25 protein-coding genes and 1 pseudogene are annotated in these 26,092 nt (G+C 33.5%); 11 read left to right on the top strand and 15 right to left on the bottom strand.

The features are described from left to right. Window positions 1-25: 25 nt before the first annotated feature. Both H0Z29_04600 and H0Z29_04595 read right to left on the bottom strand, forming a co-directional pair. Entirely contained in the window at window positions 26-304 is a 279-nt protein-coding gene (locus H0Z29_04600; GenBank protein MBO8130785.1) for a hypothetical protein, read from the bottom strand. A gap of 852 nt (window positions 305-1,156) precedes the next feature. Continuing rightward, window positions 1,157-1,966 (bottom strand): radical SAM protein, encoded by an 810-nt coding sequence (locus tag H0Z29_04595; GenBank protein MBO8130784.1) that lies wholly within the window; start codon window positions 1,964-1,966, stop codon window positions 1,157-1,159. 84 nt (window positions 1,967-2,050) lie between these two features. Here H0Z29_04595 and H0Z29_04590 point away from each other — a divergent pair, with 84 nt between their 5' ends. Together H0Z29_04590 and H0Z29_04585 are read left to right on the top strand one after the other, a co-directional pair. Next, window positions 2,051-2,473, top strand: a complete 423-nt coding sequence (locus H0Z29_04590) for a GtrA family protein (GenBank protein MBO8130783.1) — start codon at window positions 2,051-2,053, stop codon at window positions 2,471-2,473. Window positions 2,474-2,496: 23 nt separating this feature from the next. Continuing rightward, on the top strand, window positions 2,497-3,192 hold the full coding sequence (locus H0Z29_04585; protein MBO8130782.1) for a CDP-alcohol phosphatidyltransferase family protein: 696 nt from the start codon (window positions 2,497-2,499) through the stop codon (window positions 3,190-3,192). Between the two features lie 409 nt (window positions 3,193-3,601). On the opposite strand, the gene H0Z29_04580 is transcribed toward H0Z29_04585, so the two are convergent. The 10 genes and pseudogenes from H0Z29_04580 to H0Z29_04535 form a co-directional block, all read right to left on the bottom strand. Continuing rightward, window positions 3,602-4,792 (bottom strand): MFS transporter, encoded by a 1,191-nt coding sequence (locus H0Z29_04580; protein MBO8130781.1) that lies wholly within the window; start codon window positions 4,790-4,792, stop codon window positions 3,602-3,604. Between the two features lie 30 nt (window positions 4,793-4,822). Beyond that, a complete protein-coding gene (gene rplS, locus H0Z29_04575) occupies window positions 4,823-5,182 on the bottom strand; it encodes a 50S ribosomal protein L19 (protein MBO8130780.1) in 360 nt (119 codons plus the stop codon). Window positions 5,183-5,194: 12 nt separating this feature from the next. After that, window positions 5,195-5,896 (bottom strand): tRNA (guanosine(37)-N1)-methyltransferase TrmD, encoded by a 702-nt coding sequence (trmD, locus tag H0Z29_04570; GenBank protein MBO8130779.1) that lies wholly within the window; start codon window positions 5,894-5,896, stop codon window positions 5,195-5,197. Between the two features lie 2 nt (window positions 5,897-5,898). Further along, window positions 5,899-6,402, bottom strand: a complete 504-nt coding sequence (locus H0Z29_04565; GenBank protein ID MBO8130778.1) for a PRC-barrel domain-containing protein — start codon at window positions 6,400-6,402, stop codon at window positions 5,899-5,901. Between the two features lie 12 nt (window positions 6,403-6,414). Beyond that, window positions 6,415-6,648 carry a KH domain-containing protein gene (locus tag H0Z29_04560; GenBank protein ID MBO8130777.1) on the bottom strand — a complete coding sequence of 78 codons (234 nt, stop codon included), beginning with the start codon at window positions 6,646-6,648 and terminating at the stop codon, window positions 6,415-6,417. Between the two features lie 99 nt (window positions 6,649-6,747). Beyond that, window positions 6,748-7,416: a 30S ribosomal protein S16 gene (gene rpsP / locus H0Z29_04555; GenBank protein ID MBO8130776.1), complete on the bottom strand. Its 669-nt coding sequence runs from the start codon at window positions 7,414-7,416 to the stop codon at window positions 6,748-6,750. Window positions 7,417-7,438: 22 nt separating this feature from the next. Beyond that, window positions 7,439-8,758, bottom strand: a complete 1,320-nt coding sequence (ffh, locus tag H0Z29_04550) for a signal recognition particle protein (GenBank protein MBO8130775.1) — start codon at window positions 8,756-8,758, stop codon at window positions 7,439-7,441. Between the two features lie 171 nt (window positions 8,759-8,929). Next, window positions 8,930-9,402 (bottom strand): annotated as a pseudogene (locus H0Z29_04545) (nitroreductase family protein). A gap of 21 nt (window positions 9,403-9,423) precedes the next feature. Beyond that, the gene (locus H0Z29_04540) at window positions 9,424-9,567 is read right to left on the bottom strand and encodes a hypothetical protein (protein MBO8130774.1); all 144 of its coding nucleotides are present in this window, start codon (window positions 9,565-9,567) and stop codon (window positions 9,424-9,426) included. Between the two features lie 97 nt (window positions 9,568-9,664). Next, on the bottom strand, window positions 9,665-10,444 hold the full coding sequence (locus tag H0Z29_04535) for an MBL fold metallo-hydrolase (GenBank protein MBO8130773.1): 780 nt from the start codon (window positions 10,442-10,444) through the stop codon (window positions 9,665-9,667). Window positions 10,445-10,778: 334 nt separating this feature from the next. Between H0Z29_04535 and porU the strand changes: the two genes are divergently transcribed. From porU to H0Z29_04520, 3 genes are read left to right on the top strand one after another with little or no spacing between them, the layout of a single operon-like run. Further along, on the top strand, window positions 10,779-14,540 hold the full coding sequence (gene porU, locus H0Z29_04530) for a type IX secretion system sortase PorU (GenBank protein ID MBO8130772.1): 3,762 nt from the start codon (window positions 10,779-10,781) through the stop codon (window positions 14,538-14,540). A 2-nt stretch (window positions 14,541-14,542) separates the two neighbouring features. Beyond that, on the top strand, window positions 14,543-15,133 hold the full coding sequence (gene maf / locus H0Z29_04525) for a septum formation protein Maf (protein ID MBO8130771.1): 591 nt from the start codon (window positions 14,543-14,545) through the stop codon (window positions 15,131-15,133). A gap of 60 nt (window positions 15,134-15,193) precedes the next feature. Beyond that, window positions 15,194-16,030, top strand: a complete 837-nt coding sequence (locus H0Z29_04520; protein MBO8130770.1) for a DUF4115 domain-containing protein — start codon at window positions 15,194-15,196, stop codon at window positions 16,028-16,030. Between the two features lie 18 nt (window positions 16,031-16,048). On the opposite strand, the gene H0Z29_04515 is transcribed toward H0Z29_04520, so the two are convergent. The 3 genes from H0Z29_04515 to H0Z29_04505 form a co-directional block, all read right to left on the bottom strand. Beyond that, on the bottom strand, window positions 16,049-16,543 hold the full coding sequence (locus H0Z29_04515; protein MBO8130769.1) for a DUF456 domain-containing protein: 495 nt from the start codon (window positions 16,541-16,543) through the stop codon (window positions 16,049-16,051). Between the two features lie 314 nt (window positions 16,544-16,857). Further along, window positions 16,858-17,223 (bottom strand): C69 family dipeptidase, encoded by a 366-nt coding sequence (locus H0Z29_04510; protein ID MBO8130768.1) that lies wholly within the window; start codon window positions 17,221-17,223, stop codon window positions 16,858-16,860. A gap of 134 nt (window positions 17,224-17,357) precedes the next feature. Next, complete coding sequence (locus H0Z29_04505) at window positions 17,358-17,630, bottom strand: RNA-binding protein (protein ID MBO8130767.1); 273 nt, start codon at window positions 17,628-17,630, stop codon at window positions 17,358-17,360. A gap of 1,152 nt (window positions 17,631-18,782) precedes the next feature. On the opposite strand from H0Z29_04505, the gene H0Z29_04500 reads away from it, so the two are divergent. From H0Z29_04500 to H0Z29_04475, 6 genes are all read left to right on the top strand, one after another. Further along, window positions 18,783-19,115: a DUF1640 domain-containing protein gene (locus H0Z29_04500; GenBank protein MBO8130766.1), complete on the top strand. Its 333-nt coding sequence runs from the start codon at window positions 18,783-18,785 to the stop codon at window positions 19,113-19,115. Between the two features lie 737 nt (window positions 19,116-19,852). Continuing rightward, window positions 19,853-21,301 (top strand): transposase, encoded by a 1,449-nt coding sequence (locus H0Z29_04495; GenBank protein ID MBO8130765.1) that lies wholly within the window; start codon window positions 19,853-19,855, stop codon window positions 21,299-21,301. A 246-nt stretch (window positions 21,302-21,547) separates the two neighbouring features. Next, window positions 21,548-22,129, top strand: a complete 582-nt coding sequence (locus H0Z29_04490) for a TetR/AcrR family transcriptional regulator (protein MBO8130764.1) — start codon at window positions 21,548-21,550, stop codon at window positions 22,127-22,129. 86 nt (window positions 22,130-22,215) lie between these two features. Beyond that, complete coding sequence (locus H0Z29_04485; protein ID MBO8130763.1) at window positions 22,216-23,664, top strand: radical SAM protein; 1,449 nt, start codon at window positions 22,216-22,218, stop codon at window positions 23,662-23,664. A 26-nt stretch (window positions 23,665-23,690) separates the two neighbouring features. Then, window positions 23,691-24,413, top strand: a complete 723-nt coding sequence (locus tag H0Z29_04480) for a glycosyltransferase family 2 protein (GenBank protein MBO8130762.1) — start codon at window positions 23,691-23,693, stop codon at window positions 24,411-24,413. Continuing rightward, window positions 24,383-25,315, top strand: coding sequence for a patatin-like phospholipase family protein (locus H0Z29_04475; protein MBO8130761.1), 933 nt, complete (start codon window positions 24,383-24,385; stop codon window positions 25,313-25,315). The genes H0Z29_04480 and H0Z29_04475 overlap by 31 nt, the downstream gene beginning before the upstream one ends. The last annotated feature ends 777 nt before the right edge of the window (window positions 25,316-26,092 follow it).

Here is a 26,092-nt window from a genome sequence, read left to right as displayed (position 1 = left end):
GAACTTTCTTAACTTAAATCCTAATTTAACTTTTAAAGAAAGCAAAGAGTATTCCAAGAATAGCCCCTATCTGTCCGATCCAGAATATGAACATCCACTTGATTATCTCAGATTTAACTTCGGCAATTTCAATTTTAACCTTAGCAAGCTCTTCTGATAATCTTTTTTCAAATTTTTCCTCAGCGAAATTGATCACGTCATTTTTAGTTTCTTTTTGAGCTTCGTTTATAAGCTCGATTAGTGCTTCTACACCATCGTCTCCGAGTTTATCTCTTAGAGGCTTTTTAGCGGTTACAACAGGCATTTCAACCTCAATAGTTAATGCAACTTAAATATACTAATTCTCAGATATGGTTGCAAGTGTATGTGGATTATCTTCCGTCATTGCGAGCGAGCGTAAGCGAGCGTGGCAATCTTATCTGATTCTGGGGGTGATGTTTCGTTTTGAGTATAATTTTTCTTTCTAAATATGTCGAATCGTCGCCTCCGATCCCCCATCTCCTTTAAAACTTCTGAGTTTTTGAAAAACTTCAGAGACACTTCTGTCCAGTCTATAATTTCAATTTATTCGCTAACTTGCGGTGTAATTCATCATCATTCGATCTTCACAAATATATTGGTTTTTGCGAACTGGCCTACTCTGGTATGTTCAACTTTTACATTAACTATTGCGTCAAGCATCATGTCAACGAATATGAGCAATAAGTAAGTGATAAACCTTACATTGAAATTTTTCAGAAGAAATGATTATATAGCGGAACGGCATTTTCAGACTTTTGAGTGGATTTTTTTAAATGTTAGCATTACTGGATAAATAAAAATCAAGTTGATAAGATTATGCTTCTATTCCTGAAAATCATGGATAGTGTATAGAAAAATTTTTGCCAGATCAACTCAGAAGAAATAGAATTAAGCAGTGATACCCTTATTATTTATGCTTCGCAATTCCAACAGAATTATATTAGCTTTGCCGAACAAATAAATTCATTTAGAAACATCATTATCATTATTAAATATTGTTTTGAACAATTAATCATTAAAGAGGAAAATTCAAATTAATACCGTCTTACCAGTTTCGTATATATATTATTAAATTACTTCTAATCTATTATCTTATATGACGACATACCATAACAAACTTACCTACCTGCAAACCTTAATAATGAAAGTATATTTCAAAATTAAGCCTATTTTTTCTGCAATAGCTATCTATCTCATCATACAATAGTTCCCAGTAATTTGTAAACCCACAAAAAAGCTCTTCATACAGTCCCAATAATTCTGGAAAATTTTTCTTTATAAAGAACTTAATATTGTTTCTAATTGATGGGTAGGGGTTCAGATTTTCAAACCAGAATTCATCAACAAAATATTTTGTATTTTCTATTATTCGTTTCCAGTTTGTAACTGCGGGGATAATTGGAGAAATAAATAACACAGTGTGAATTTTATTTTTACGAATCATTTTTAAGGCATTTATTCTCGATTCAAAAGTCAAATGCGATGGTTCAAGTTGACATCTCAATCTTTCATCATCTATTGAGATTGAAAACACAACTGTTGCATCATCAAATTTTTTAATTAATTCAACATCCCTCAAAATGAGTGAAGATTTTGTCAATATTTCAAGAATTGGTTTTTTAGAAGAAAGAGCTTCCAAAATTTTCCTCGTTATACAATATCTTTTCTCAATAGCTTGATATGGATCAGTAACAGAACTCAATGTAATTGTTTTTCCTTCCAAATCAACTCTACTGTAATTTAAAAGTTCTGGAGCATTAATTTTCACATCAACAAAATCACCCCAGTTTTCTTTATGGTTTGTAATTCTTTTCATAAAACGTGCATAGCAATACCTGCATCCATGACTACAGCCCACATAGGGATTGATCACAAAATCTATCCCACCTATACCTGTTCTGCTCAATATTGATTTGCTATATATCTCTTTAATTACTTTTCCCATCAGCAATTCATAATGCCATTCGAATATTACAAAAAATTTTTGTTTTTATTTAAAAAATCTACTAATCTATCACGGAGACTTATTATGAAACTAAAGAATATAATCAGATTTCAGTTCGTAGCATGGTTAGGAACCTTTGTCAATCTTGGCTCATTATGGTTATTTCACGGTCAACTTGATCTCCCAATTTCAATCTCTGGTGCTCTTGCAATTGAGCTTGCCATATTACATAACTTTACCTGGCACTATTTTATAACCTGGAACGACCGTGTCCATTTCACACTTAGTGACTTTTTAAAAAGACTCTATAAATACAACATTCTGACAGCATCTGTCGACTTTGCAATCAATCTCAGTACTCTTTATTCTCTTAACAAATTCCTAGGTGTACATTATATGTTAGCTGGAATAATTGGTATGTCAGCAGGTCCTATTTTCAAGTTCCTTATAAATGAGTTTATTATTTTCAGAAAATCAATAGCGCATCATCATAAAGCCAAAAATTGAATTGAATAAACGGCAGGTTTAGCATGGATAATAACAAAAAAGCAAAAAGGGTAATAGATACCCTAACTGGACCATGGGAACGTCGCGTTCTTCCCAAAATGGCAGCCGCACTACCTGAATGGATCAAGCCAGACCATTTGACAATTCTCGGAATTATTTCAGGCTTCATAATAGCAGCCGGCTATATTTTGACATTGAAATCCAGCTGGTGGCTTTTACTCAGTAACTTGGGTCTACTAATACACTGGTATGCAGATAGTCTTGATGGCACACTTGCACGTGTAAGACATCAGGAGAGAGAGCAATATGGCTACTTTGTTGATCATATCTGTGATGCCTTTACAACTGCTGTGGTAACAATTGGTATAGGTTTCTCACCTCTGATGAAACTGGAAATAGCACTATTCATTACAATTGGCTATCTTTTACTTAATATATATGCCCATGTCGGTTCTTATACTGAGGGTATTTTCAGGATATCATTCAATAAAATAGGTCCTACAGAAGTCAGAATTGGTATAGCTCTAATAAATTTTGTACTGATTGGATTTAACCCGACAATAAAGTTTGGTGAGCAACTGGAAATGACCGTTGCTGATTTAGGTGGTATTCTGATTAGTACAATTTTCATTATTGTTTTCTGTATATTCTCAGTAAAAGACGCAATAAGACTCGATAGACTATCACGTCTGGAAAAGGAAAAAGACGGACAATTATAATTATTCAACAATATAAAATCACTTCTTCTTTTCATCCTTAAATGTTGTGATATCCACTTTAATTGGTGTAATTTCTTGTTGAAATGGTTCATAAAGTAGATTGATCAGCCCAGGGTAGAATAGATCACCAGTATCTAATACAACAATCGGTATCCCCTATAAATGGGTAAATCTTCCTACATTGCGATTTTATTAGCAGGCTCGATAACCTTGTAATATAAATATGAAATATGCAGGAATAAAATTGTACTGTTACTTTCATTAATAGTATTTTTGCAATCATTCGTGCGGAACTCAATTAGCCTAACACCTCTTTTTTGCAATCCGTGTTGAATATTTTTCTAGGCTTTTTAAAACTAAGTAGCTGTTCTACTTTTTCAACAGAAGGTATAATATAAAAAGTTTTTCCTCATCTGTTTTCATTTACTCTATTCCTGTCCATAAAATACAAAATTATCACAGATATCAAAGCAGGGATTAAAATCAGACCCATAGTTATAAATACCCATCTTACTGATAGCAAATCCGTTATGTAGCCAGAAATTGCAGAGGCAGAGCTGCCCACACCGAATGCCAGAAAAGATTGAACGCCATACCACGTACCTCTTCTTTTGTGACTTGTATATTCGGCGAGAAGGCTGTTCTGAACTGGTTGGTAAGCAAAATGGACGATTCCAAATAAAATCGTAATTATGAGTAACATCCAATTTTTCGATAAAGTCATCAATATCAATAGTGGTATATTAAGGAGGATTATAAAAAATAAAGTTACTTCCAGCTTTTTCCTACTCCCAATTATGCCACCGAGATACTGCCCTAAAACACCAGCAAGCAGTACAATGGATGTAAGCACACCACCTCGGATGATATAACCAGTATTCGATAATATTTTCTTCGCATTTTCAGAAAAATGGATAGGAATGAATGTGGTGAAACCAGCATAAGCCATACCATATAAAATTGATATCATGAAAAAGAAAATTAAAGTGCTCCTTAAGGTGGCATTAGTTTGAACTATCCTGTTTTTACCCTCATGAATTTCATATTCTTTTAAAAACATTTGAACCATAAATGTCAGGGCAAAGCCAGCCAGCCCAAATATTAGAAAAACAGTTCTCCAGCTAAAAAAGCTAGCAACAAAACCAGAAAATAAAGGACCAAAAGCAAGACCTAAGCTACCAGCTATGCCATGAAAACCAAGGGCGTGTGTTCTTTCTTTCACCGTGTGAGATATTAGCGTCAATCCTGCTGGATGATAAAGGCTGGAAAAAAGCCCCAATATCGCCAGACCAACTGCTAATGAATAAATATCGCGGGAAAGAAATATCAAAATTGCCCCGATACTTACTCCCACAAGATTCAGAATCAGAGGCCTCTTCGTACCAAGTCTATCAATCAGAATGCCAGAAGGAAGCGCACCAAGACCATTGCAAAATCCAGATATTGTGTAAATCACACTTAAAATGAATATAGAGACATTGAGATCTTTCTTTACAGCCACTAATACAGGAGGGAAAAGTAACATTCCAATATGATGAAAGGAGTGTGCCAGACCAGTAAATAAAATAGCCTTCTTCTCGTAATGTCCAAATTTTCCCATTTATTTAGAAATTTTTTATAGCTAGGTTTATTATTTCGATGTTTTCTTTGGAAACTTTTCTTTAATTCTCGCTGCCTTACCAGTAAGTTTCCTGAGATAATAGAGCTTTGCTCTTCTTACTCGACCTTCCATTAATTTCTCTATTTTTATAATATTTGGGGAGTGGAGGGGAAAAATTCTTTCGACACCTATACCGCCGGAAATTTTTCTAACGGTAAAGGTAGCGTTTAGACCACCACCCCTTTTTGATATTACTACCCCTTTAAATCTTTGCATTCTTTCTTTTTCTCCTTCAACTATTTTATAATCAACAGCTATTGTATCCCCTGCTTTAAAATTTGGGATATCCGTTCTTAGCTGATCTGCCACTGCAGCTGTTAATTTATCCATGTTAACCTCCAGCTACTTTTGTTCCTTTTCAATTTTTTCAATTAAATCTTTCCTTCTCTCTTTTGTTCTTTTCAATCGCTGTTCATATCTCCATTTATTTATCAATTCATGATTGCCAGAAAGTAAAACCTCAGGAACCCTTAGTCCTCGAAACTCTGCAGGTTTAGTATAAACTGGACCTTCAAGCAAACTATCCTCAAATGAATCGCTTTCAGCCGACTCATAACTATGCAAAACCCCGGGGATGTGTCTTATTAAAGTATCTATAATAATCAGTGTTGGTAGCTCACCTCCGGTTAACACATAATCACCAATACTTATCTCATCAGTTACAAGTGATTGAATAACTCTTTCATCCACTCCTTTATAATGCCCACAAAAGAATACCAGAATATCTTCTCTAGCAAGATTTTTTGCAATTTCAGTGTTAAAAACTTTCCCCTGAGGCGTTGGATAAATGACTCGAAATTTCCTATCAGGATTCTCTTTTATTATGTAATCATAGGCAAAAAAAAATGGCTCGGGTTTCAATACCATACCCGAGCCTCCACCATAAGGAGTATCATCAATTTGTTTATGTTTGTTAGTAGAAAAATCTCTTAGATTCATAACTAAATATTCAACACCGGCTCTCTCGTGTGCTTTTTTAAACATACTTATATTAAGACATGCTTTAAATATTTCAGGAAATGCTGTTAATATATATATTTTCATTTTCACATTAAACCTTCAAATTTATTAACTAAAACTATCTGCTTTTTGAAGTTTATCCTAACCACAATTTCATTCACACATGGGATAAAATATTCCTTTTTATCTTTCTCAACTACTAATTGTATCTGTGGAGTATTCAATAAGAAATCCACGATCTTACCCAGATTTTCGCCGGTTTTAATATCTACAACATTGAAACCTTTCGTTTTTAGATACTCAAATTCTTTACCGTCAACAATCGGGAAATAAACACCAATATTCCTAAAATACTCTGCCTCTGCCACATTATTAACATCTTTTAATTTCAAATATCCTTTTCTACCATTTATTTTAAAATATTCAATTTTCCACTGATGTAGGTGGTTAGGGTTATTTCCCAACCACACTACATCGCCAATGTCATAAATATAATGGTGAGTGGATGTTAGAGAAACTATTAATTCCCCTCTAAGCCCTTTAGGCCTAGAAATTATACCTATGGGGAATAAATAGTTTCTCTCATGCATCTCCTAAAGCTTTTACTCAAGAATTTCAAGAATAGCCCGTTTCTGTCCCTGTTTCGCAGCGACTGCGGTAATAATAGTACGTAATGCCTTAGCTGTCCTACCATTCTTCCCGATAACCTTTCCCAAATCAGCTGGATCAACTGATAACTCAAGAATTACAGTTCTCTCACTATCAATCTGAGAGACCTTTACCTGATCTGGACGATCAACTAATTTTTTTACGATGTACTCAACAAAATCCTTCATGCTACCTCTCCTTACAACTGGTTTCTCGTCTCATTATCCTTGTTCTACTCATAACATTTGTTAATATAATAAAAAAATACAATTAGTAAAACCTCTATTTTACTGTCCTTCAGCCTCTTTATTCTTATTGTCAGCGGAAGTATCTTCCTTGGTTCCCTCTGCCTTAATGTCTTCGGACGATTCCTGATTGAGTTCCTCTTTTTCAGTTTCTTCAGTTAATACTTCAGTTTTCTTTACTGTCTCGATTCCTTCAGATTTCTTATCTCCTATTTTCCCTTCTTTAGCTTCAGCTTCTGTTAATTTCTCTTCCTTTTCAGTTTCTTCCGCATTTCCCTCAATAACAGTTTTCTCACCTTCGGATTCCTCAACCCGTTCTAATTCTTCCCCAACAGATATTTCTTCCTCAACCGCAGGTTCTTCCTTCTTTCTTTTTGCTTCCTCTTTTAATTTCTTTGCCATTTCCCATTTCTGGATTTCTATATTTCTTGTTTTCTCATCAACATTATTTTTAATAAGATGCCACTCCAGAGCTATGCCTTCCTTTTTAAACAGGCTATATACCGTATCTGTAGGTTGTGCGCCTTTTTTTAACCAATTTATAGCTTTTTCTCTATCTATCTTTATGATTGATGGATCAGGTATAGGATCATAATAACCTATTTTTTCAATATATTTTCCATCACGTTTTACTCTGGAATCGGTAACTACAATCCTATAAAAAGGTCTTTTCTTTTTCCCCATTCTGAGCAACCTTATTCTTACTGCCAACTCTATCCTCCTATATTACACTCTAAAAATTAAAACCCGAAAAATCAGACGGGAATTTAAGCTTTTTTAAACTTTTTGTCAATTTAACAAGTTGCCAGTATTGATTTAATACTCTATTAACATCAGCAGGCGTAGTTCCACTCCCTTTAGCAATCCTTCTTCGACGAGAGCCATCTATAATTGAAGGTCTGTACCGTTCCTCCTTTGTCATTGATTGTATAATAGCTTCGGTTTTTATAAGCTCCTTTTCATTAACCTGCAAATTCTTTATTTTTAGTCTGGATATTCCAGGTATCATACGTACAACGTTTTCCAGTGAACCCATTTTGCGGAACCTTTTTATCTGATCTAAAAAATCATTAAGTGTGAACTTTTCTTTTTTTATCTTTGTTTCTAGTGTCTTAGCATATTCTTCATCCATAACCGACTGAACCTTTTCAACCAATCCAACAATATCACCCATTCCCAGAATACGCTTTGCTAATCGGTCTGGATAGAATTTTTCAATATCTGTTAACTTCTCTCCAACGCCTATAAAAACAATAGGTTTGCCAGTAATGTATTTAATCGACAATGCTGCTCCACCCCTTGCATCACTATCCATTTTTGTAAGTACAATACCATCAATATCAAGACGTTCGTTAAATTCTTTCGCTGTGTTAACTGCATCCTGTCCTGTCATTCCATCCGCTATATACAAAATATTATGAGGTTTTATTTCATCCTTTAATTTTACAAGTTCAGTCATCATCTCCTCATCGATATGCAATCTTCCCGCAGTATCTATAATTAATGTATCCCTGTGATGCTCTCTTGTGTAAAATATTGCCTTTTTTACTTTCTCAATAACCCCAACTTTTTCTTCAAAAACAGGCACCCCTGCCTGACTACCAACCTTTTCTATCTGCGCGATAGCAGCAGGTCTATAAATATCGGTAGAAACCAGCACCGGTTTATTTCCTTTACTCGATAAATATCTTGCAAGCTTTCCCGCGAATGTTGTCTTACCACAGCCATGCAAACCAATAAGCATTATAATGGTAGGTGGAATTGATGCAGTACGCAACTGTTTGTTCTCACCCCCAAGAAGATCGACCAGTTGGTCATAAATTATCTTTGTAAAAACTTCACCAGGATTTAAGCTCCTCAAAACTTCCTGACCTAAGGCTTTTTCAGTGGTCTTGTTTATAAAATCTTTAACTACCTGATAATTAACATCCGCTTCAACTAAAACCCTTCGTATCCTCTTTACTGACTCCTTTATGTTGGATTCTGTCAGCTTACCTTCACCCCTAATAAATCTTATTATTTCTACAAATCCATTCTGTATCTGCGTTAACATTCTGATCCTATATCAATTTATTAAAGCCTGAAAATTTACTTTCTAAATCAAGGCTTTGCAAGAATATTGTCTGATTGTAGAATTATTTAGGAAGTATAATTTTTATTCCGAATAGAAATCCTTAAAACAAATCTCTTCGAACATTTTTCTTTCTGGTCTTTTTAATTCCGCTTATACCTGTCCCTCACTTAGTGATGATTTTATTGTATTACTATGCTTACCAATAATAATTAATGTTATTACTTCAACATCAGATGGAATATTCAATACTTCTCTGACCTTATCTGGATTATATCCTGCAATAGGATGAGCTACAAGACCCAGGTCAGTTGCTCTTAACAGAGTAAAAATCCAATGGCCATACCCATATCAAATTGATAATATTTTCTATCCTTTAATACACAATCATAATCCTCTTTTGACGATACCGCAACTATTACAGATGAATCTTTTGCCCATGCATTATCGGAAGATAAGGCTTCTTTCAATTCATTTAACTTTTTACTTTCGTATACAATAACAAAACTCCATATTTGATTATTAAAGCATGATGGAGCAAAAACGGCACGATATGCAAGTTCATCAATTAAATTGTCATCAATTACAACGAGGTCCAGTGAACTATAAAACCTTCTCTTCTCAATCCAAAATTACATTAGCTCTTTTTAAAAACCCATATTCTTCTCTAAAATAACCCAAGCTTTATTGACAGTTCTACATGAGGCCAGAAATCTGCCAGAAATTTTAAATATTACTCCATTTTGCTCTTTTAAGTCTATACGTACAATTTTCCCCTCTAACAGTACCATTTTTACTCCTCTTTTAATAATCATTTAATTTGACGAAGCATACAAATATTTGTTACATATATGTTATGATTACAAATTTGTAACCATAACATTTTAGTCAAATTTCAATAGTCATGCCGTCACTAGCTGCTATCACTTCTCTGCCTAATTCTTTACTTAAAATATTTGCAACTTCCCAGGGCTTTGCTTTTATCATGGTCATACCAAAATGAGTTAATACCGTCTTCTCTGGTTTTATCTCTTTTATAATTTTACACACGTCATCTATGCAGAGATGTTTTATGTCTTTATCTTTGGACTTTTCATATAGTACTACATTTACAATCAGCATATATGATCCTCTATAAGAATCAATAAGCTGAGGGAAATATGCGGTATCCGCAACAAAGGAGATCATTTTATCACCGAAATGAAACTTTATACCATAGGTCTCTACCGAGTGCAAAAGTCTTATAGACGTTACAAATTCAATTCCATCGATAAAGTATGTACTTTCGGGTTTCAGAATAATAATGTCATTTAAATAACTTTTTAGGTATTTAAATAATATGTTATTTTCGCCTGATATACAATCCTCCGGTGCGAAAAGAAGTCCTCGTTTTTTTAAGCCTCCCTCAGTCATTGCGTCAATTATCACATTAACATCATTTGAATGATCAATATGTGCGTGAGTCAAGATGATGGCATTAATCTTTGTAACATCAATAGTAGGTTTCGACTTTGCACATCTTACAAGGCTACCCGGCCCTGGATCAAGCAAGATATTCCTACCACCCAAACTTATAAATATACCCCCTGATGCCCTTATCTGCTTTGCAACAACATACCTTGCGCCAGCTGTCCCTAAAAATTTTATATAATTATCGTTTCTTTCCATGAATTAACCCCCCATTCTTTCACTCTTTAAGTAATAAGATAGTTATATGTAATTCAGAAAAAAGCATGATAACAATATCAGAATGCATGCAAAAACCAGAATAATCTTTAGTACTTATCTTCATTTAAGGAATCAAAACTTAGCATTAAACGTAAAAAGCTATTAAAATATGTGGAGTCTTTGAATAAACATCAATAAAAACCCTGGAGGAAATATTAAAATAAAAGTTATAATAAGCACACTACTAACTACTACATTGATATATTCTGGTTCATTCAGTATTATAAGCGAATCGGAAAAAGATCTAGTTATTGAATTTACTTCGTCAGACAGTATGGATTTCATATACGAAAATAATAAGATCAAGGCAATTAAAATCGGTAACAGTTCACTTGAGAAGATCGATCAATTTTATCTACCATTTTTTACTGAGAATATAGCTCTACCATCATTAAAGATGCCACATATGACAGTAATAGAATCGAATTACCAGCCGATAAGACAATATCCTTTTTCAGATAAAATTATAAACATTATTAAGGGAGTTGGTGAGGTAAGTTTAAACGAACCAGGCTATTTCGGCAATATTCCAGTCACCACGTTAAAAATATTTGGTTTAAAATTAATAGATAATAAAATAAATGTCCTGAGAAGAATTATAATCAAAATAGATTATGAATCAATTTCAGAAAATTCCCAATCCAACACCTCATCCGTTAATAAAAATGAAATAGAATACTACAAAAGAACATTTATCAACTCCAAATACATTGACAAATGGGTAAAAAGGCGTAAACTTTCCATATCCAAACCGACAATTTATCCAACAGGCAAATGGATCAAGATTCCAATAACAGAAGACGGTATATATTCAATCACTTATGATGAACTGCATAAGGTTAATGCAATTAACTCTCCTATATCCCATGATAGAATCTTTTTATATTCAAATTCTACTGGTGGGGGTGAGCTTTCCAAAGATCCGACAATAAATATTCCAGAAAATCTAGTTGAAAATGCTATAGTGATTCATAGTAGTGATAATACATTTGGACCTGGCGATTCTCTCACATTCTATGGCAAAGGAACATACACTATATCACAGCATTCTCAATATTATCTCATATATAAAAAAAATTGCTACTCGGATACTAATTTTTACTGGCTTTGTATTGCGGATAATCCTGGAAATCCGAAGAGAATGCAAATCTTGGAAACTTCTTCAATCGACACAATGATTGCTACTGGAATGTTTTTTATCCACCACGAAAAAGATTTTACCAATTTTATGAAATCAGGAAAGAGATGGTATGGCGAGAAATTCGCTGGTAGCGGCACTTCTCACTATTTCTCTGTATATCTACCGGGTGATGATCCTTCATTTACTGGATGGCTAAGGATAAGAGTTGCCGGTGGAACCCGCGTCGAAGATATTAGTGTTAGACATAATTTTTCCGTATACCTGAATAATAATCCAGCTTCATTTGACAACTTTACATGCTGGAATTATAACAGCTCATTTATAAATAGAAAACTATCCAACAATGATATCATCGAGGGAATTAATATATTCAAAATAGAATATTCATCAAACATACATCAAGCGAACGCATATTTGGATTTCATCGAATGGCTATATTTCGCCTCCCTTGATATCACTAAGAATCCAAAAGACTTCTGGATTCAAAAATTGGATAAAAATGTCAAAATTGTCTTTAATACGAATATTTCAAATCCATCGGTTTACGATATAACAGATTGGTCAAATGTAAAAAAAGTGCCAATTGAGAAAGAGAATAGAAAATACTACTTTACTTTCTATAGTAACAAACTAAATCATTTTCTAGTAATTGATAAAAGTGAAATAAAAAAACCAGTAAGACTTGAATACATCCCTGAGAATCAATGGAATAAATTAAGAAATGAGACTGTCCCCGGTGCTGAATACGTTATTATTACAACTGAGGAATTCGCAAACCCCGCCAATGAATTGGCAAACATACATTCAAATCTGGTTCAAGAAGAAAACAGGTTAACAACAAAAGTTGTATACCAGAGCGATATTATACATGAATTTAACGCAGACATTCCTGATCCACATGCCATTCGCTATTTTCTACAATATGCATATAATTACTGGGATCCACAACCAAAGTTCGTATTGCTTCTTGGTGACGGAACTTATGATTATAGAGGGATAAAATCCAACGAAGGTAATATAATTATGACATATCAGGTCGAATCGGACAATTTTCTTTACAGTCCTCAACAAACCTATTCAACTGATGCTCGATTTACCTACATAAATGGTACCGATCGATACATGGATTTATCAATAGGGAGAATTACCGCGAGAACGGTAGAAGAAGCTGAGTATGCCGTCGAAAAGATCAAAAATTATATACTGAATCCTAGTTATGGTATATGGAGGAGTACCATTACTCTTGTTGCAGATGATGTGGCAAGACCGAATAACTACGAACCAATGCATATTTATGATTCAGAAGATCACATAGCAAAGGTTCTTCCAAAATTTTTAAATATCAACAAAATATATCTCGAGGAATATCCTGCAATTTTTGACGAATCCGCCTATGGAGTAAAGCGACCATCAGCTACAGAAGATATTTTAAAAAAACTTGAAGACGGAACAGCAATCATAAACTATATGGGACATGGTAGTCCTACCGTCTGGGCACAGGAATATATACTTGAAATGAAACGAGATTTGAATAGAATTCATACTGGCATGAAGTTACCGTTCTGGTTAGCTGCTACATGTAGTTGGGGATATTTTGATGATATTTATGAAAACTGTATGGCAGAAGCTCTTGTAATCCAACCAGACAATGGAGCTATTGCAACACTTTCTGCTACCCGTGGTGTCTACGGAAGTGCCAATGCAAATTTTGTAAATAAATTTTATTCAAAATTATTTAACGATTCCTGTGCAAATAAAATTAGAATTGGAGAGCTAACCAGACAGATAATAAATGGAAATAGTGAAAACGATGAGAAATACGTGCTTCTCGGAGACCCAGCTATATATCTTGCTCTGCCATACAAAACCGCACATTTTGAAAAAATGGATAATGATACTTTAAAGATCTTATCAAAAGTTTCTTTAAAAGGTTATATAAAAGATAATAACCCAAATGGAAATGGAAATATCGTAGTTTATGATAGTGATAGAATGGTACAAAGAACAGTTTATGATATGAGAAAAGTTGCCCACATTATGAGTTACATGCTACCGGGGGAAAAACTATTCCAGGGTATAATCAATTTTAACACGAATTTCAAAACAAGTTTTTATATTCCAAAAGATATAAGCTGGCAAACTACCCCTGGAAAAATAACATTTTTCGGCTGGGATAGTACAAATAGAGAGGAATATGCAGGTTCTTATTTTCCCGTATACTATGGGGGGATAAGTGATATTGTTGACTCTACGGGTCCAAGAATCTTACTGTATCTAAATAACTCTAATTTTATCGATGGGGATATAATAACACCGGATTCCCCGCTTGAAATAAAAATTATCGATGAACATGGGATAAACATTTCTGGCTATATGGGACATAACATAACACTATCAATTGATGAGGATAAAGACCTGACATATATAATAACAAAAAATTTTATATATGATCAAAATTCTGACACATCCGGGACTATTACATTTTTTATGCCCGAGAATTTAGCTCCTGGGACTCATACCTTGACGATAAAGGCATGGGACAATGCAAATAATCCGTCGGAAGTCAGTGCAGTTTTTGAATTTAATCCTGTTACAGAGTTCAAACTACTAAAACCTTATAACGTTCCTAATCCCTTTTGTGAGAAAACCTACTTTACATTTTATAACACCAGAGACTGCTACGTAAAAATAAAAATATTTACCATAAGAGGACTGCTAATTAAAACTATTGATGACGGTATTATTTATCCTGCAGGATTCAACAGAATAGAATGGGACGGTAAAGATAATTTTAATGATATCATCTCTCGTGGAGTTTATATATATAAAATTTATGCAGAGGATTTAGAAGGTAAAACATTTACATACATAGGGAAAATGGTCAAAGGGTACTGATTATGCTTAATTTCTATGGGAAAAAGATAATACTGGGTTCTACATCTCCAAGGAGAAAAGAATTATTATCAATAATAATTAATGAATTTGACATCTCCGCACCTCATTACCAGGAGAATAATAATATTGCTTCAGTTCCTGAAAAAATATGCATCCTACACGCATATAACAAAGCAAGAAGTCTAATTGAAAAACACCCTGATGCCTGGATCATCTCAGCCGACACTATCGTTGTCAAAAATGGAAAAATACTTGGAAAACCTGCAAACGAGAAGGATGCCTACAATATGTTGAAAAATCTGAGCGGTGATAAACATTTTGTATATACCGCTTATTGCATTCTTAATAGTAATAATGGGAAATACATTCAGGGAATTGAAAAAACAGAAGTAATTTTCAGAAAGATTGATGACAACTTAATAAATTTTTATATAAAAAATTATACCCCTTATGATAAAGCCGGAAGCTATGGAATTCAGGATTTTAGTGCTGTTTTTATTGATAAAATAAATGGTTGTTTTTTTAATGTAGTGGGCTTTCCGATACCCAACTTTTATCATAACGTTAGAAAAAATTTAATTAGATGCTTATAATTACTTTGTTTTAAAAACAAAATTTTATAATATTTCTTGTAGCGGAAAAAAGGGAATGAAATGTTTTACCTGGAGTTAAAGAAAAGACGCGAAGAATTGGGTCTGAGTCTCGACCAGATCTCTGAAAGAACAAAAATTAATAAAAAATACCTCGAAGCATTCGAAAAAGGCGACTTCACAATCTTACCTGAGACCTATATACGACTTTTCTTACGTTCATATGCTAAAGAACTTGATTTTGATCCGGATAAAATAATCGAAGAATATGTTTCATATAAATCACAAAAAGATGAATCTGTTCAGATATCCAAAAAGAAAGAACCACTCAAAAAGGAAAAAGAAAAACCTGAAAGAAAGAGAGAAAAAACTGGAATAGATATACCTACAACTGTTATTGTAATCCTGATGATAATTTTTCTTATCACTATAATTAAACAGGTAGTAGAAGATAGAAAAAAGGTGAATACAGAACCCACAAACAAAGCTCAGACAATTCAAAAGAATGCGCAACAAAAACCAGCTGATACCACAGTTTCAAAAAGTACTTTAATTACCCCAGCCTATACACAAAAAACTGATACTACAAAGATTAAAGTTGAGCCCACAGTATCAGAGCCTACATCAAAGATTGATTCTTTCTCGGTTCGGATCGTTATACTCGACACCTGCTGGATAGAAATTATGAAGGATAATAATCCACCATATGATTATATTTATTACCCTGAAAATACAAAAACATTATATGCAAAAAATACTATCATGTTAAGAATTGGGAAACCTGCTGGAGTAAAAATCTATTTTAACGGACAGGATCTGGGTAAGATTGGAGAAAATGGGATTCCTGTAAAACTTACCATAACTAAGGATGGCGTGATAGAAAAACAGATTTACAGATAAAAAATTAAAGCATTTATTTTATTTCCATACCAGTGTTAGAATAATCATTATTATACCTGCAGACAATTTTATTATTTTTGAAAAAATAAAACTAAAAAAGGCACCTTTACCTGCACTGAATGCTTTTCTTAACTCTCGTTTATTCATAATTTCAAAAAATAATGCACCAAAGAAACTAAAAACAATAACTCCGAGTAGAGAACCAATAATGGGCATAAATCCTGAACCTACAATACCCCCAATAATACCACCTAGGATCGCTCCCCATATACCAGCCCTTGAACCACCATATCTTTTTATTGTAAATATTGAGATCAGATAATCGCTACCTTCTAGTAATAAAGATATAAACAATAATATTAAAATCAGTTCCCATCTGATCCCTGAATTCGTATCAATTAATTCTCTTACAAACGAGAATATTGTTATTAAAAAAGTCCCGGGTAGATTAAATAAAATAAGTACCAGGCTTATGACGGAAAAAAGACAATATATTATGTTAATTATAAGCATTCTTCATATTTACTTAAAATTTTTCATCATACTTTGCCCATAGATAATCATCTATTTCTCAGGCTTTTTCAACTACTTTATTTCCCCAATTGATAGAATAGTTTGTCAGATATTTTACAGTCCTCTTCTTTGAAATTTTATATAATCTCATAGCTTCCTTTTCTACATCACTTTGATTATCCAATAATTGTTTCTGTAATGGACCCAGACTTCTTCAAGATCATGCCTCATATCTCCCCAGCTTTGAGCTGCTAATGTTGACAATCTATAAGTCCACTATCGGATTTCAATGACTCTCTTCCTCCAAAAGTCGACTAACCGACAGCCAGTTGATGCTCATTCATACATGGATAGGCTGTATTGATAAAACCATGTGTATATTTTACCTGTGGTATTTTGCCAGTTGGTACATAAATATATAATGGCATGGCAGTAGTTTCACACTCTATCCTTTTTACCAGAGTCACCATATCTGTTCTTTTATGCTTCATGGGTGAAACAATATCCAGCCAACCTCTGCTTCTATGACTATCACAGGTATGTGAAGTAATGGCCGATCCATCAACTGTCGCTTTTCTGCCTACCATTATGGAGGTGCATCCATCAGGATAACTACCTCCCCAATCCTGCTGGAGAAATAAAAAAGTAAAGCAAATTAAGAATAATATGAGCCTCTTCATCGGCACAACCCCGAACCTTTATTATAATTATGTAGATTGATTATAATAAAAAATTACCCGTTGTTCCTAATAAGAACTATTAAGAGAGAAGCCCTCAGGCCAGATTTTAGCAAGAGGGCTTTTACTTTTAAGGTTTAATAGCGTCTGCTTCGATTGTACCTATTTCTGCGTGGTCTTGCTTCATTTACAACAAGATTACGACCTTTAAGCTCTTTACCGTTCAGCCCATTTATTGCTGATTCGGCTTCTTCCTTATTCGGCATTTCAACAAAACCAAAACCTCTGGAAACACCCGTATCTCTATCTACAATAATCTTTGCCGATGAAACTTCTCCATATGCCTGAAATGCTTCTAATAGTTCATTTTCACTTAATTCACGCGATAGATTACCAACATAGATGTTCACTTTTTCCTCCTTGTAGTTTTTTCTTTGTTATTGATAACACAAAAATTTTACCTCTTATTTTTTATTATATATTTATCAATCACGGGGAATATTACCGGTAGGGGAAACATGATGACTTAGTGGCTTTTCTCCAAAATAACTTTTAGAAAGATTGATATAATAAAAAATTCCATTATCTATTTTTCTTACTCAATTTCCCAGTCAAATACTTTATGAGTTAAATTCTTCCTAATCAAATATTCACAAGTAATATAAACACAGTTTTTAAATAAAAAAACATATTTTTATGGTGTTAAAAAATTTTGGGTTAGTCTTATCGTTCATTTATCTTCTGCCTATTATATTTTAAAATAATTATAATATCTGTATATTCGCTATGTTTCAAATATCAGTTGTAAGTGTTTAAGAATCATTAAGAGAAAAAATTAGGAAATGATGGCGTTTATGCTCTAATAGAACTGAACAACTAAATGTAAAAAATCAAAAATGATACTCTCAAATTCGTCAAAAAAATTTGAACAAAGACTCATGGATAACCTAAATAAGATTGAAGTGGAAATTACGGAACGGAAAATGAGATCAAATTAAGAAAGTTCAACATTATCCCTAACCAAACATAAAGCGTAAAATTTTGGGCCCCATACACTGCCACGTTTTATCAAAGTTAATATCCACAAGTCGTTGCGAGGAGTCCCATTGGGACGACGAAGCAATCTACTTTGCTAAACGCTTGAGGTTTCAAATGTTCACTACCTCGACTACACAAAAGAGATTGCTTCGCTCCGTTTCAATACGCTCGCAATGACAGGGCTACGTCTTTGCGAGGAGTCCATAACGTGGACGACGAAGCAATCTACTTTGCAGTTGGAATAACGATTAAAGCATACCGTTATCAACTAAAGCATAACAGATTGCTTCGCTATCGCTTGCAGTGACAATCGACACGTCGTTGCGAGGAGCGAACGTTAGTGAGCGACGTGGCAATCTGCTTTATAAAATGATTGAAGCTATAAATATACACTACTTCGCTTATACAAAATAGATTGCCACGCTCGCTTACGCTCGCTCACAATGACGGAAGATAATCCCCATACACTTGCAACCATATCTGAGAATTAGTATATTTAAGTTGCATTAACTATTGAGGTCGAAATGCCTGTTGTAACAGTTAAAAAGCCTTTAAGAGAAAAACTCGGGGATGACGGCATAGAAGCTTTAGTCGAACTTATAAACGAAGCACAGAAAGAAACTAAAAACAACGTAATCCAATTCGTCGAAGAAAAATTCGAAAAAAGACTCTCCGAAGAATTGGCTAAGGTAAGAGTAGAAATTGCCGAAGTTAAAACTGAACTCATCGAGAGAATCGAAGCCCTGAAAACCAACGATGAGAAAGTAAAATCAGAACTGATCAAATGGATGTTTATCTTTTGGGTTGGGCAGATTGGTGCCATCATAGGGATACTCTTTGCCTTCTTTAAAGGTTAAATTAGGATTTAAGTTAAGAAAGTTCAATGTTCAACGTTATAAAGTTCAATGTTATAACTATACAAACACAGAAAATAGAACGTAGAACTTCGAACTTTTATTAGCGAGCAAGCTGGCAAGCCGGACTGCGTCTCACCAAGGACACTAAGAGATTTTTTCTAACAAAGGACACTAAGAATACTGATATTATTTATTATTTCTTTTCCACGCTTAACCCATGATAATAACCACATGTCATTGCGAGGAGTCCATAACGTGGACGACGAAGCAATCTTCTTTGCAAGTAGGAATATAATTAAAACATATCATTATCAGCTCAAACATAATAGATTGCCACGCTCGCTTACGCTCCGCTCGCAATGACAGGGGCTACTGAAGTAGTTACACCAAGTTACTTCTCTGGCTTGTTAGCTTATTAGCCTGTTAGCCTGTTAGCTTGCTGGCTTGTTAGCTTGATAGCGTGACAGCCAGTTAGATCACTTACCTCTTAGCTATCCAGCTATCTAGCTACCCAGCCATCTAGCTATCCAGCTATCTAGCCATCCAGCCATCTAGCTATCTCAATCAGATGAGATTACCACGCTCCGTTTCACACTAATTGGGATTACCCGAATATCAATCTCTAACTCTGCTCAAAATACGTAATAGTTTTCAGTAAAGAATTGATTATTCGTCTGAAAATGCTTGCATTAGACCTTGTAATATGCTATATACATATTACGTATATACGGTATATCATGAGGCATCCTGAATGGGCTCTAAAACATAAACGCAAAGGTACTGAACTAAGACTAATTAACGGTAACTATTACCTCTATGAAGTCAAGTGTGTCTGGGATCCTGAGAAGAAAAAACCTAAAAAGAAAACGGGGAAGATTATTGGTAAAATCACACCAGAGGGTTTTATTGAATCTCCTAAGAGGAAATTAGAGAAAACAACTCCTTCTATTATATCTCTTCAGGTAAAAGAATATGGCGCCAGCAAGTTCATATTAGACTCCATGACTGATTCGATAAGGAGTCTTCAGAATTATTTTATAGATGAGTGGCAATTCATAGTAGCCCTTGCCTTTTACAGATTATTTCACCGGTCTCATATAAAGAATATGCCTTTTCATCATCAACATAGTTTTCTCTCTGAGATTTTTGCTAATATTAAGATAACAGAGAAAAGGATTAGTAAATTTCTTAGAGAGTTGGGTATTATGCGCAGTGAAATAGTAAAGTATTTTAAAGATTTTATATCTGAAGGTGATCACATTCTGATAGATGCTACACCGTTATTCACACAGTCAGAGAATATCATTATTTCAAAATACGGTTATAACAATAAGAGGGTATATCTTCCACAGGTAAACTTACTTTTTATTTTTTCCGTAAAAAATCACATGCCGGTTTACTATCGTATTACTCCTGGTAATGTGCGTGAGATAAGTGCTTTTAAATTATGTATTGAAGAAAGTGGCGCCAGAGATGCGGTTATTATTGCCGATAAAGGATTTTATTCTGAGGATAACGTTAACCAAATGGAGGAGAATGAACTTCAATATATTATTCCACTGAAAAGGAATAGCATACTTATAGATTACAGTTGCTTAAAAAGTGGTGATAAACGTTGTATGGATGGATATTTTAAATATAAAAAACGTTTTATCTGGTATTCTAAATCTACTCTCTCCTCCAGAACAGTTTATATATATCTGGATGAACATTTAAAAAGCGTTGAAGAGAAAGATTATTTAACCCGCATAGAAACTCATCCTGAAGAGTATCACATTGATAAATTCTATGAAAAACAACATTATTTTGGAACGCTTTCAGTAATTAGCAACTGCACTTCTAAATCTGCAGAAGAGATTTTTCAGTTTTACAAAAGTAGAAGTAGTGTTGAGCAAATGTTCGATGTATTTAAAAATCTACTGGAAGCAGACCGTACCTATATGCAAAATGAAGAATCACTTGAAGGTTGGAATTTTATCAACACGATTGCTTTGCAATGGTATTATAAGATATATCAAATACTATTGAGAAAAAAACTTCTATCGAGATATTCAGTCCATGATGTGCTCTTACATCTTTCTGAGATAAGAAAAGTAAAAATCAACAACAAATGGAAAATAGCTGAAATCGACAAAAAAACAGAAAAACTCCTTGATAAACTAAATATCAATATCCCTATTACGTAAATCCTCCCGAGTTAAAGATTAACTTACAAATGCGGGTTTTTAAGTTCTAATGTAGTTGTTAGAGCTTTTATCCCTGTTAGAAACTGTTTATCATGCATACTTGAGCAGCTATCGTTAAATCTGGAGAAAAACGTGGAGTGAGCAGATGGAAATAAAAAGATCATTGACTTCATTAGTAAAAAATATTATATTGCAATACCATTTGACGCTTTTGGTCGATATTTAGAATATGGAAATTTAGCTGAGATGGGAACTAATGACGAAATTAGAAAAAATATTGTAGAAACATCCCGTAAAATTTTTGCAAAATTCGGGTTTAAGAAAACAACTATGTGGGACATAGCAAATTCTGTTAGTAAAGCTAAAAGTACTATATATCACTATTTTAAAAGTAAAAATGACATATTTAAAGCAGTAATAGAAAAAGAATTTTATATGTTAAAGCAGAGGATTCTTAAATCAATAAATGCCGTAGCTGAACCAGAGAGGAAAATCTATCTCTATACCATTACAAAAATTAATGGAGCAAAAGAATTTAATAATTTATATAGTGTGATTCTAAATGAATATTCAAATGAATACGTATTCTTAAAAGGGGTTATAGAAAAAATTAAAGAAGAAGAAATAATGGTTTTAAGAAATATAGTTGAGGAGGGAATAAAAACAGGTAAATTTCTTATAAACAATATTGAATCCGTTGTAGACTCAATTTTCTTTACAATAAAAGGCTTGGAAATACAGTCTCAACTTTCAAATGGATTCAAATTATCAAGCGAAAAAATTGATAATGTTTTAAAACTTATTATGCATGGAATAACAAAAAAATAAATTTTTTTGACAAAAAATCGACCGTTTGAATATAATGGTCGAACGTTCTATGATTTACTGGAAATAATATAATAGATGAGGCAAAAATGAGAATACCTAAATGCGTTAGAACAAACTTGACTTACAACCTCCTTAAACCATGCCTTTACATTCTATCATCTAAAATTGGATCTGCAATTACTATTCCTTTGGTTGAGAAACTTGCTTATTTTTTTATGGTAAACCTGGGAAATTCAGTAACCATGGGGCCAAAAAGAGAGAGAGAAGACAAGTTTTACATTGCAATGAATGTAATAAGAAGCGCGCTTAAAGCATACAAGAATGGTTCACCTGGAGTTAGAAATAGCATTATTAATGTATTCATAAAAGGGTTCCTGGGATTCGGTAGTAGAAAAATTAAGAATGAGTTTATCAAGACGTACAAAATTAATCCTCCTGGTTTTTTGGTGATATCACCTGAAGGTAAATGCAATTTGAAATGCAAGGATTGCTATGCTGCAAGTTTGCCAAAAGGATTACCATCGCTTTCTGCTGATGTTGTTGAAAAAATACTGAAGGAAAAATATGAAAAGTGGGGAACGTGGTTTACAGTTATCTCAGGTGGAGAGCCATTTATGTGGAAAGATAACGAAACCGATATTATCGAAATTGCCAAAAAATATAATAATCAATATTTCTTGGTATATACAAATGGAACATTGATTAATGAAGTTACTTCGCAAAGGTTAGCTGAAGTCGGAAATATTACACCAGCTATCTCTGTGGAAGGTTTTGAAGAAGAAACTGATAAAAGAAGAGGGAAAGGAACCTTTAAAAAAATATTAAATGCTTTTAAAAACTTAAGAGATGTCGGTGTCCCTTTTGGTATTTCTGTAACCGCAACAAAGGAAAATTGTGAAAAAATTATATCAGATGAGATGATAAAATTTTATTTAGATGAACAGGGTGCTTCATATATGTGGATTTTTCAATATATGCCGATTGGTAGAGGTGTCGATATATCGTGGCAAGTCCCGCCTGAGAAGAGAAAAAATATGTGGGAAAAAGAGCAGCATTTTGTAAGGAAAGAAAGAAGGTTTATAGCCGATTTCTGGAATGGAGGAACATTCTCATCGGGCTGTATTGCAGCTGGTAGGTCAGGGGGATATTTATACATAGATTGGAATGGAAATATATATCCGTGTGTATTTGTTCCCTACTGGGTAGATAATATCAATGACTTATATACTAAGGGGAAAAGTTTAACTGATGCATTATTTTCTAATTTATTCAGTGAAATAAGAAAATGGCAAAGATCGTATAATTATATGTTACCCCCGGCAACCAGGGGTAACGAAATAAGACCATGTTTTATAAGAGACCACTATGATGAAGCCAGGAAAGTATTATTAGAAACAAAAGCGAAACCTGGATACCGTTCAGCCGAAGAATCGCTAAAAGATGATAATTATTACAATGGAATGATTGAATATGATAACGAAGTAGCAAAACTTTTAGATCCCATCTGGAATTATCTATATAGAGAAGAAAATTAAAACCGTTTTTACAAAGGGATATATTTATGAATAACTCAAACATCACGGTAATCGTTTGCGCACATAATGAGGAAGTTACTCTTCCAGGAACATTAAAAGGACTAATAAACTCGCATTACATTGACGAAATTATTGTAATAAATGATGGATCTACTGACAATACAGGAAAAGTTCTTGAAAATTTCTTACACGAGCCAAAGGTAAAAGTAATCGAATTCCCTTACAATAGAGGGAAAGGTTATGCCATGTCTGTTGGAATAGTTGAAGCACATGGGGATATATTGGTTTTTGTCGACGCTGATCTGGTAAATTTTAAAGAAAGATATATTGTTCAGCTTATTCAGCCACTCCTCAAGGAAGAAGCCGATATGGTTATAGGGCAGCCGACAGAAAGTATTTTTAATAAATTGTTCAATCCATTGAAACCATTGTCCGGCGAGAGAGCTGTTCTTAGAAAAGACATAATTCACATAGTAGATAAAATAATGAATACTGGGTATGGTGTTGAAACTATCATAAATCTTTATTATAGAGCAAATAATAAAAAAATTAAGATTGTACATTTATGGGGTTTAAAGCATTTGATAAAATTTGACAAGTACTCAACAAATAGAGCCGCATACTCATACTTTCATGAGGCGTTGCAAATAAGTAGACATGTTATAAAAAATTATTTTTTAATATTAATAATTATCCGGAATATGATAGGGAGAATATTATGGAGAATCCAAGGATTGCTCTGGTATTAGGTAGCGGAGCAGCGAGGGGATTAGCTCATATCGGGGTCATTAAAGTACTGGAAAAAAATAAGATTCCAATTCATATTGTAGTTGGAACTAGCATGGGAGCTTTTGTAGGAGGATATTACTCAGCCGGTTTTTCTGCTGAGCTTATGGGAGAAATAGCATTACAAGTGGACAAAAGGTTTGTAGTAAAAACATTTACCCCTGGATTGCAAAAAAGCGGGTTCGTCAATATAGACAGAGTCAGAGATTTCATTAGTAATCACCTTAACGAAAAAGAAATTGAACAGCTGCCGATATCATATAGCGCTGTTGCAACTGATCTTAGTGATGGAACTGAGATAGTACTAAATAGTGGTAAACTGGTTGATGCTATACTTTCAAGTATTGCAATACCTATTTTATTTACGCCCGTAAAGTACCGGGAGAGGCTGCTCGTCGATGGAGGATTGGTTAATCCATTACCCGTTAGTGTTGCATATGAAAACAATGCCGATATTATAATCGCAGTGAATGCTATACCAAATCCCGAAAAATACTGGAAGCTAAAAAATCATGATAGGCAAAATATTCTTAATAAATTTCTATCTGTATCAAAAGAACAGTTTCTTAAGCAACTAAATTTCTTTAATGATAAAGAAGAAGGAGAAACAATAAATCTCAAAAATGAAAGGTCAAGGAAAATTTACAAACAACCAAATCTTTTAAAAATTCTTCTACAAACGATAATTATATTTGAGACTCAACTGCAAGCTTTACAGCTTTTGTTATGGAAACCGGATATTTTAATATCACCTTCGGTTGAAGAGTATAGTCTTTTAGAATTTTATAGAGCTAAAGATATTATTAAAGCGGGTGAAGAATCTGCAATTAAGGCCTTAACTGAAATTGAAAGATTGTATTCATAATTTTGTATAAAAATGGTAACGGAAATAAAAAGCCATATACTCCTTGAATTAGGAAAAAAGATGTTAAAGAGAAAGAAAGGAGGAAGGTATAGCAAAGAAAGAAAAACAATATCATTTTAGTAAAGCGAAGAGATTATTGCGAGAAGTGATATTAAATGATGGGGAGTTAATGTCCGAAGGATCTCTATGGGAAAGGGATTAATACAGGAGACATTGTAGAGGATAGTATATAAAGAATTTGAAAAATATATAGGTTTAGTCCCATATTAGAGTTCAGAAGAGAGGAGGGGATATAGGAATAAATACAGAGATAGGGATATTATGACGAGACTTACCTAAGAAACTGTATCTAACATTAAGTTTATAATCATTTTCAGAGAATTTCATATAAAAGAGTTGTTTGAGTTCATAAGCCTTACCTTTAAATATGAAAGTATGTTTAGTTAACCAGTTATCACGGAGATTTATCAATTGTACAAAAAGGTTCATTTAAAAAGTTTACATAGATACAGAATACCCTCATATTATACCACATTCTTTCCAATTATTAGTTTATTGACTAAACGATATTTGTTGTTTATACATATTTTTTATATAATCAGGGTATTTAGGAAAATTTAGGTAGTTATCTTTATATTTTTTCAAATATTCTGCACAATCAGATTTGTACTTTTAAAGCAAGTTCAGAATCATTTGAAGTGTAATATTTAATTATGAAGTCAGCCAATAAACATTTTTAAATTATTTCCCATTTATCCTGTAATTGTAAACGGTAGC

The organism is Candidatus Neomarinimicrobiota bacterium (genome assembly GCA_017656425.1).
Lineage (GTDB): Bacteria > Fidelibacterota > UBA2242 > UBA2242 > B5-G15 > JACDNV01.
Note: the sequence above shows the minus strand (reverse complement) of the source record. Positions and strands in the feature narration are given on the sequence as shown.

What these genes read in the sequence shown, in the direction of transcription:
- ffh (MBO8130775.1), bottom strand. Translation starts at nt 8,758, where the DNA reads ATGTTAACGCAGATACAGAATGGATTTGTAGAAATAATAAGATTTATT.
- rplS (MBO8130780.1), bottom strand. Translation starts at nt 5,182, where the DNA reads ATGGATAAATTAACAGCTGCAGTGGCAGATCAGCTAAGAACGGATATC.
- H0Z29_04485 (MBO8130763.1), top strand. Translation starts at nt 22,216, where the DNA reads ATGAGAATACCTAAATGCGTTAGAACAAACTTGACTTACAACCTCCTT.
- H0Z29_04520 (MBO8130770.1), top strand. Translation starts at nt 15,194, where the DNA reads ATGTTTTACCTGGAGTTAAAGAAAAGACGCGAAGAATTGGGTCTGAGT.
- trmD (MBO8130779.1), bottom strand. Translation starts at nt 5,896, where the DNA reads ATGAAAATATATATATTAACAGCATTTCCTGAAATATTTAAAGCATGT.
- H0Z29_04515 (MBO8130769.1), bottom strand. Translation starts at nt 16,543, where the DNA reads ATGCTTATAATTAACATAATATATTGTCTTTTTTCCGTCATAAGCCTG.
- H0Z29_04585 (MBO8130782.1), top strand. Translation starts at nt 2,497, where the DNA reads ATGGATAATAACAAAAAAGCAAAAAGGGTAATAGATACCCTAACTGGA.
- H0Z29_04480 (MBO8130762.1), top strand. Translation starts at nt 23,691, where the DNA reads ATGAATAACTCAAACATCACGGTAATCGTTTGCGCACATAATGAGGAA.
- H0Z29_04540 (MBO8130774.1), bottom strand. Translation starts at nt 9,567, where the DNA reads ATGGTACTGTTAGAGGGGAAAATTGTACGTATAGACTTAAAAGAGCAA.
- H0Z29_04535 (MBO8130773.1), bottom strand. Translation starts at nt 10,444, where the DNA reads ATGGAAAGAAACGATAATTATATAAAATTTTTAGGGACAGCTGGCGCA.
- H0Z29_04495 (MBO8130765.1), top strand. Translation starts at nt 19,853, where the DNA reads ATGAGGCATCCTGAATGGGCTCTAAAACATAAACGCAAAGGTACTGAA.
- porU (MBO8130772.1), top strand. Translation starts at nt 10,779, where the DNA reads ATGGATTTCATATACGAAAATAATAAGATCAAGGCAATTAAAATCGGT.
- H0Z29_04490 (MBO8130764.1), top strand. Translation starts at nt 21,548, where the DNA reads ATGGGAACTAATGACGAAATTAGAAAAAATATTGTAGAAACATCCCGT.
- H0Z29_04500 (MBO8130766.1), top strand. Translation starts at nt 18,783, where the DNA reads ATGCCTGTTGTAACAGTTAAAAAGCCTTTAAGAGAAAAACTCGGGGAT.
- H0Z29_04600 (MBO8130785.1), bottom strand. Translation starts at nt 304, where the DNA reads ATGCCTGTTGTAACCGCTAAAAAGCCTCTAAGAGATAAACTCGGAGAC.
- H0Z29_04595 (MBO8130784.1), bottom strand. Translation starts at nt 1,966, where the DNA reads ATGGGAAAAGTAATTAAAGAGATATATAGCAAATCAATATTGAGCAGA.
- H0Z29_04565 (MBO8130778.1), bottom strand. Translation starts at nt 6,402, where the DNA reads ATGCATGAGAGAAACTATTTATTCCCCATAGGTATAATTTCTAGGCCT.
- H0Z29_04590 (MBO8130783.1), top strand. Translation starts at nt 2,051, where the DNA reads ATGAAACTAAAGAATATAATCAGATTTCAGTTCGTAGCATGGTTAGGA.
- H0Z29_04475 (MBO8130761.1), top strand. Translation starts at nt 24,383, where the DNA reads ATGGAGAATCCAAGGATTGCTCTGGTATTAGGTAGCGGAGCAGCGAGG.
- maf (MBO8130771.1), top strand. Translation starts at nt 14,543, where the DNA reads ATGCTTAATTTCTATGGGAAAAAGATAATACTGGGTTCTACATCTCCA.
- H0Z29_04510 (MBO8130768.1), bottom strand. Translation starts at nt 17,223, where the DNA reads ATGAAGAGGCTCATATTATTCTTAATTTGCTTTACTTTTTTATTTCTC.
- H0Z29_04560 (MBO8130777.1), bottom strand. Translation starts at nt 6,648, where the DNA reads ATGAAGGATTTTGTTGAGTACATCGTAAAAAAATTAGTTGATCGTCCA.
- H0Z29_04580 (MBO8130781.1), bottom strand. Translation starts at nt 4,792, where the DNA reads ATGGGAAAATTTGGACATTACGAGAAGAAGGCTATTTTATTTACTGGT.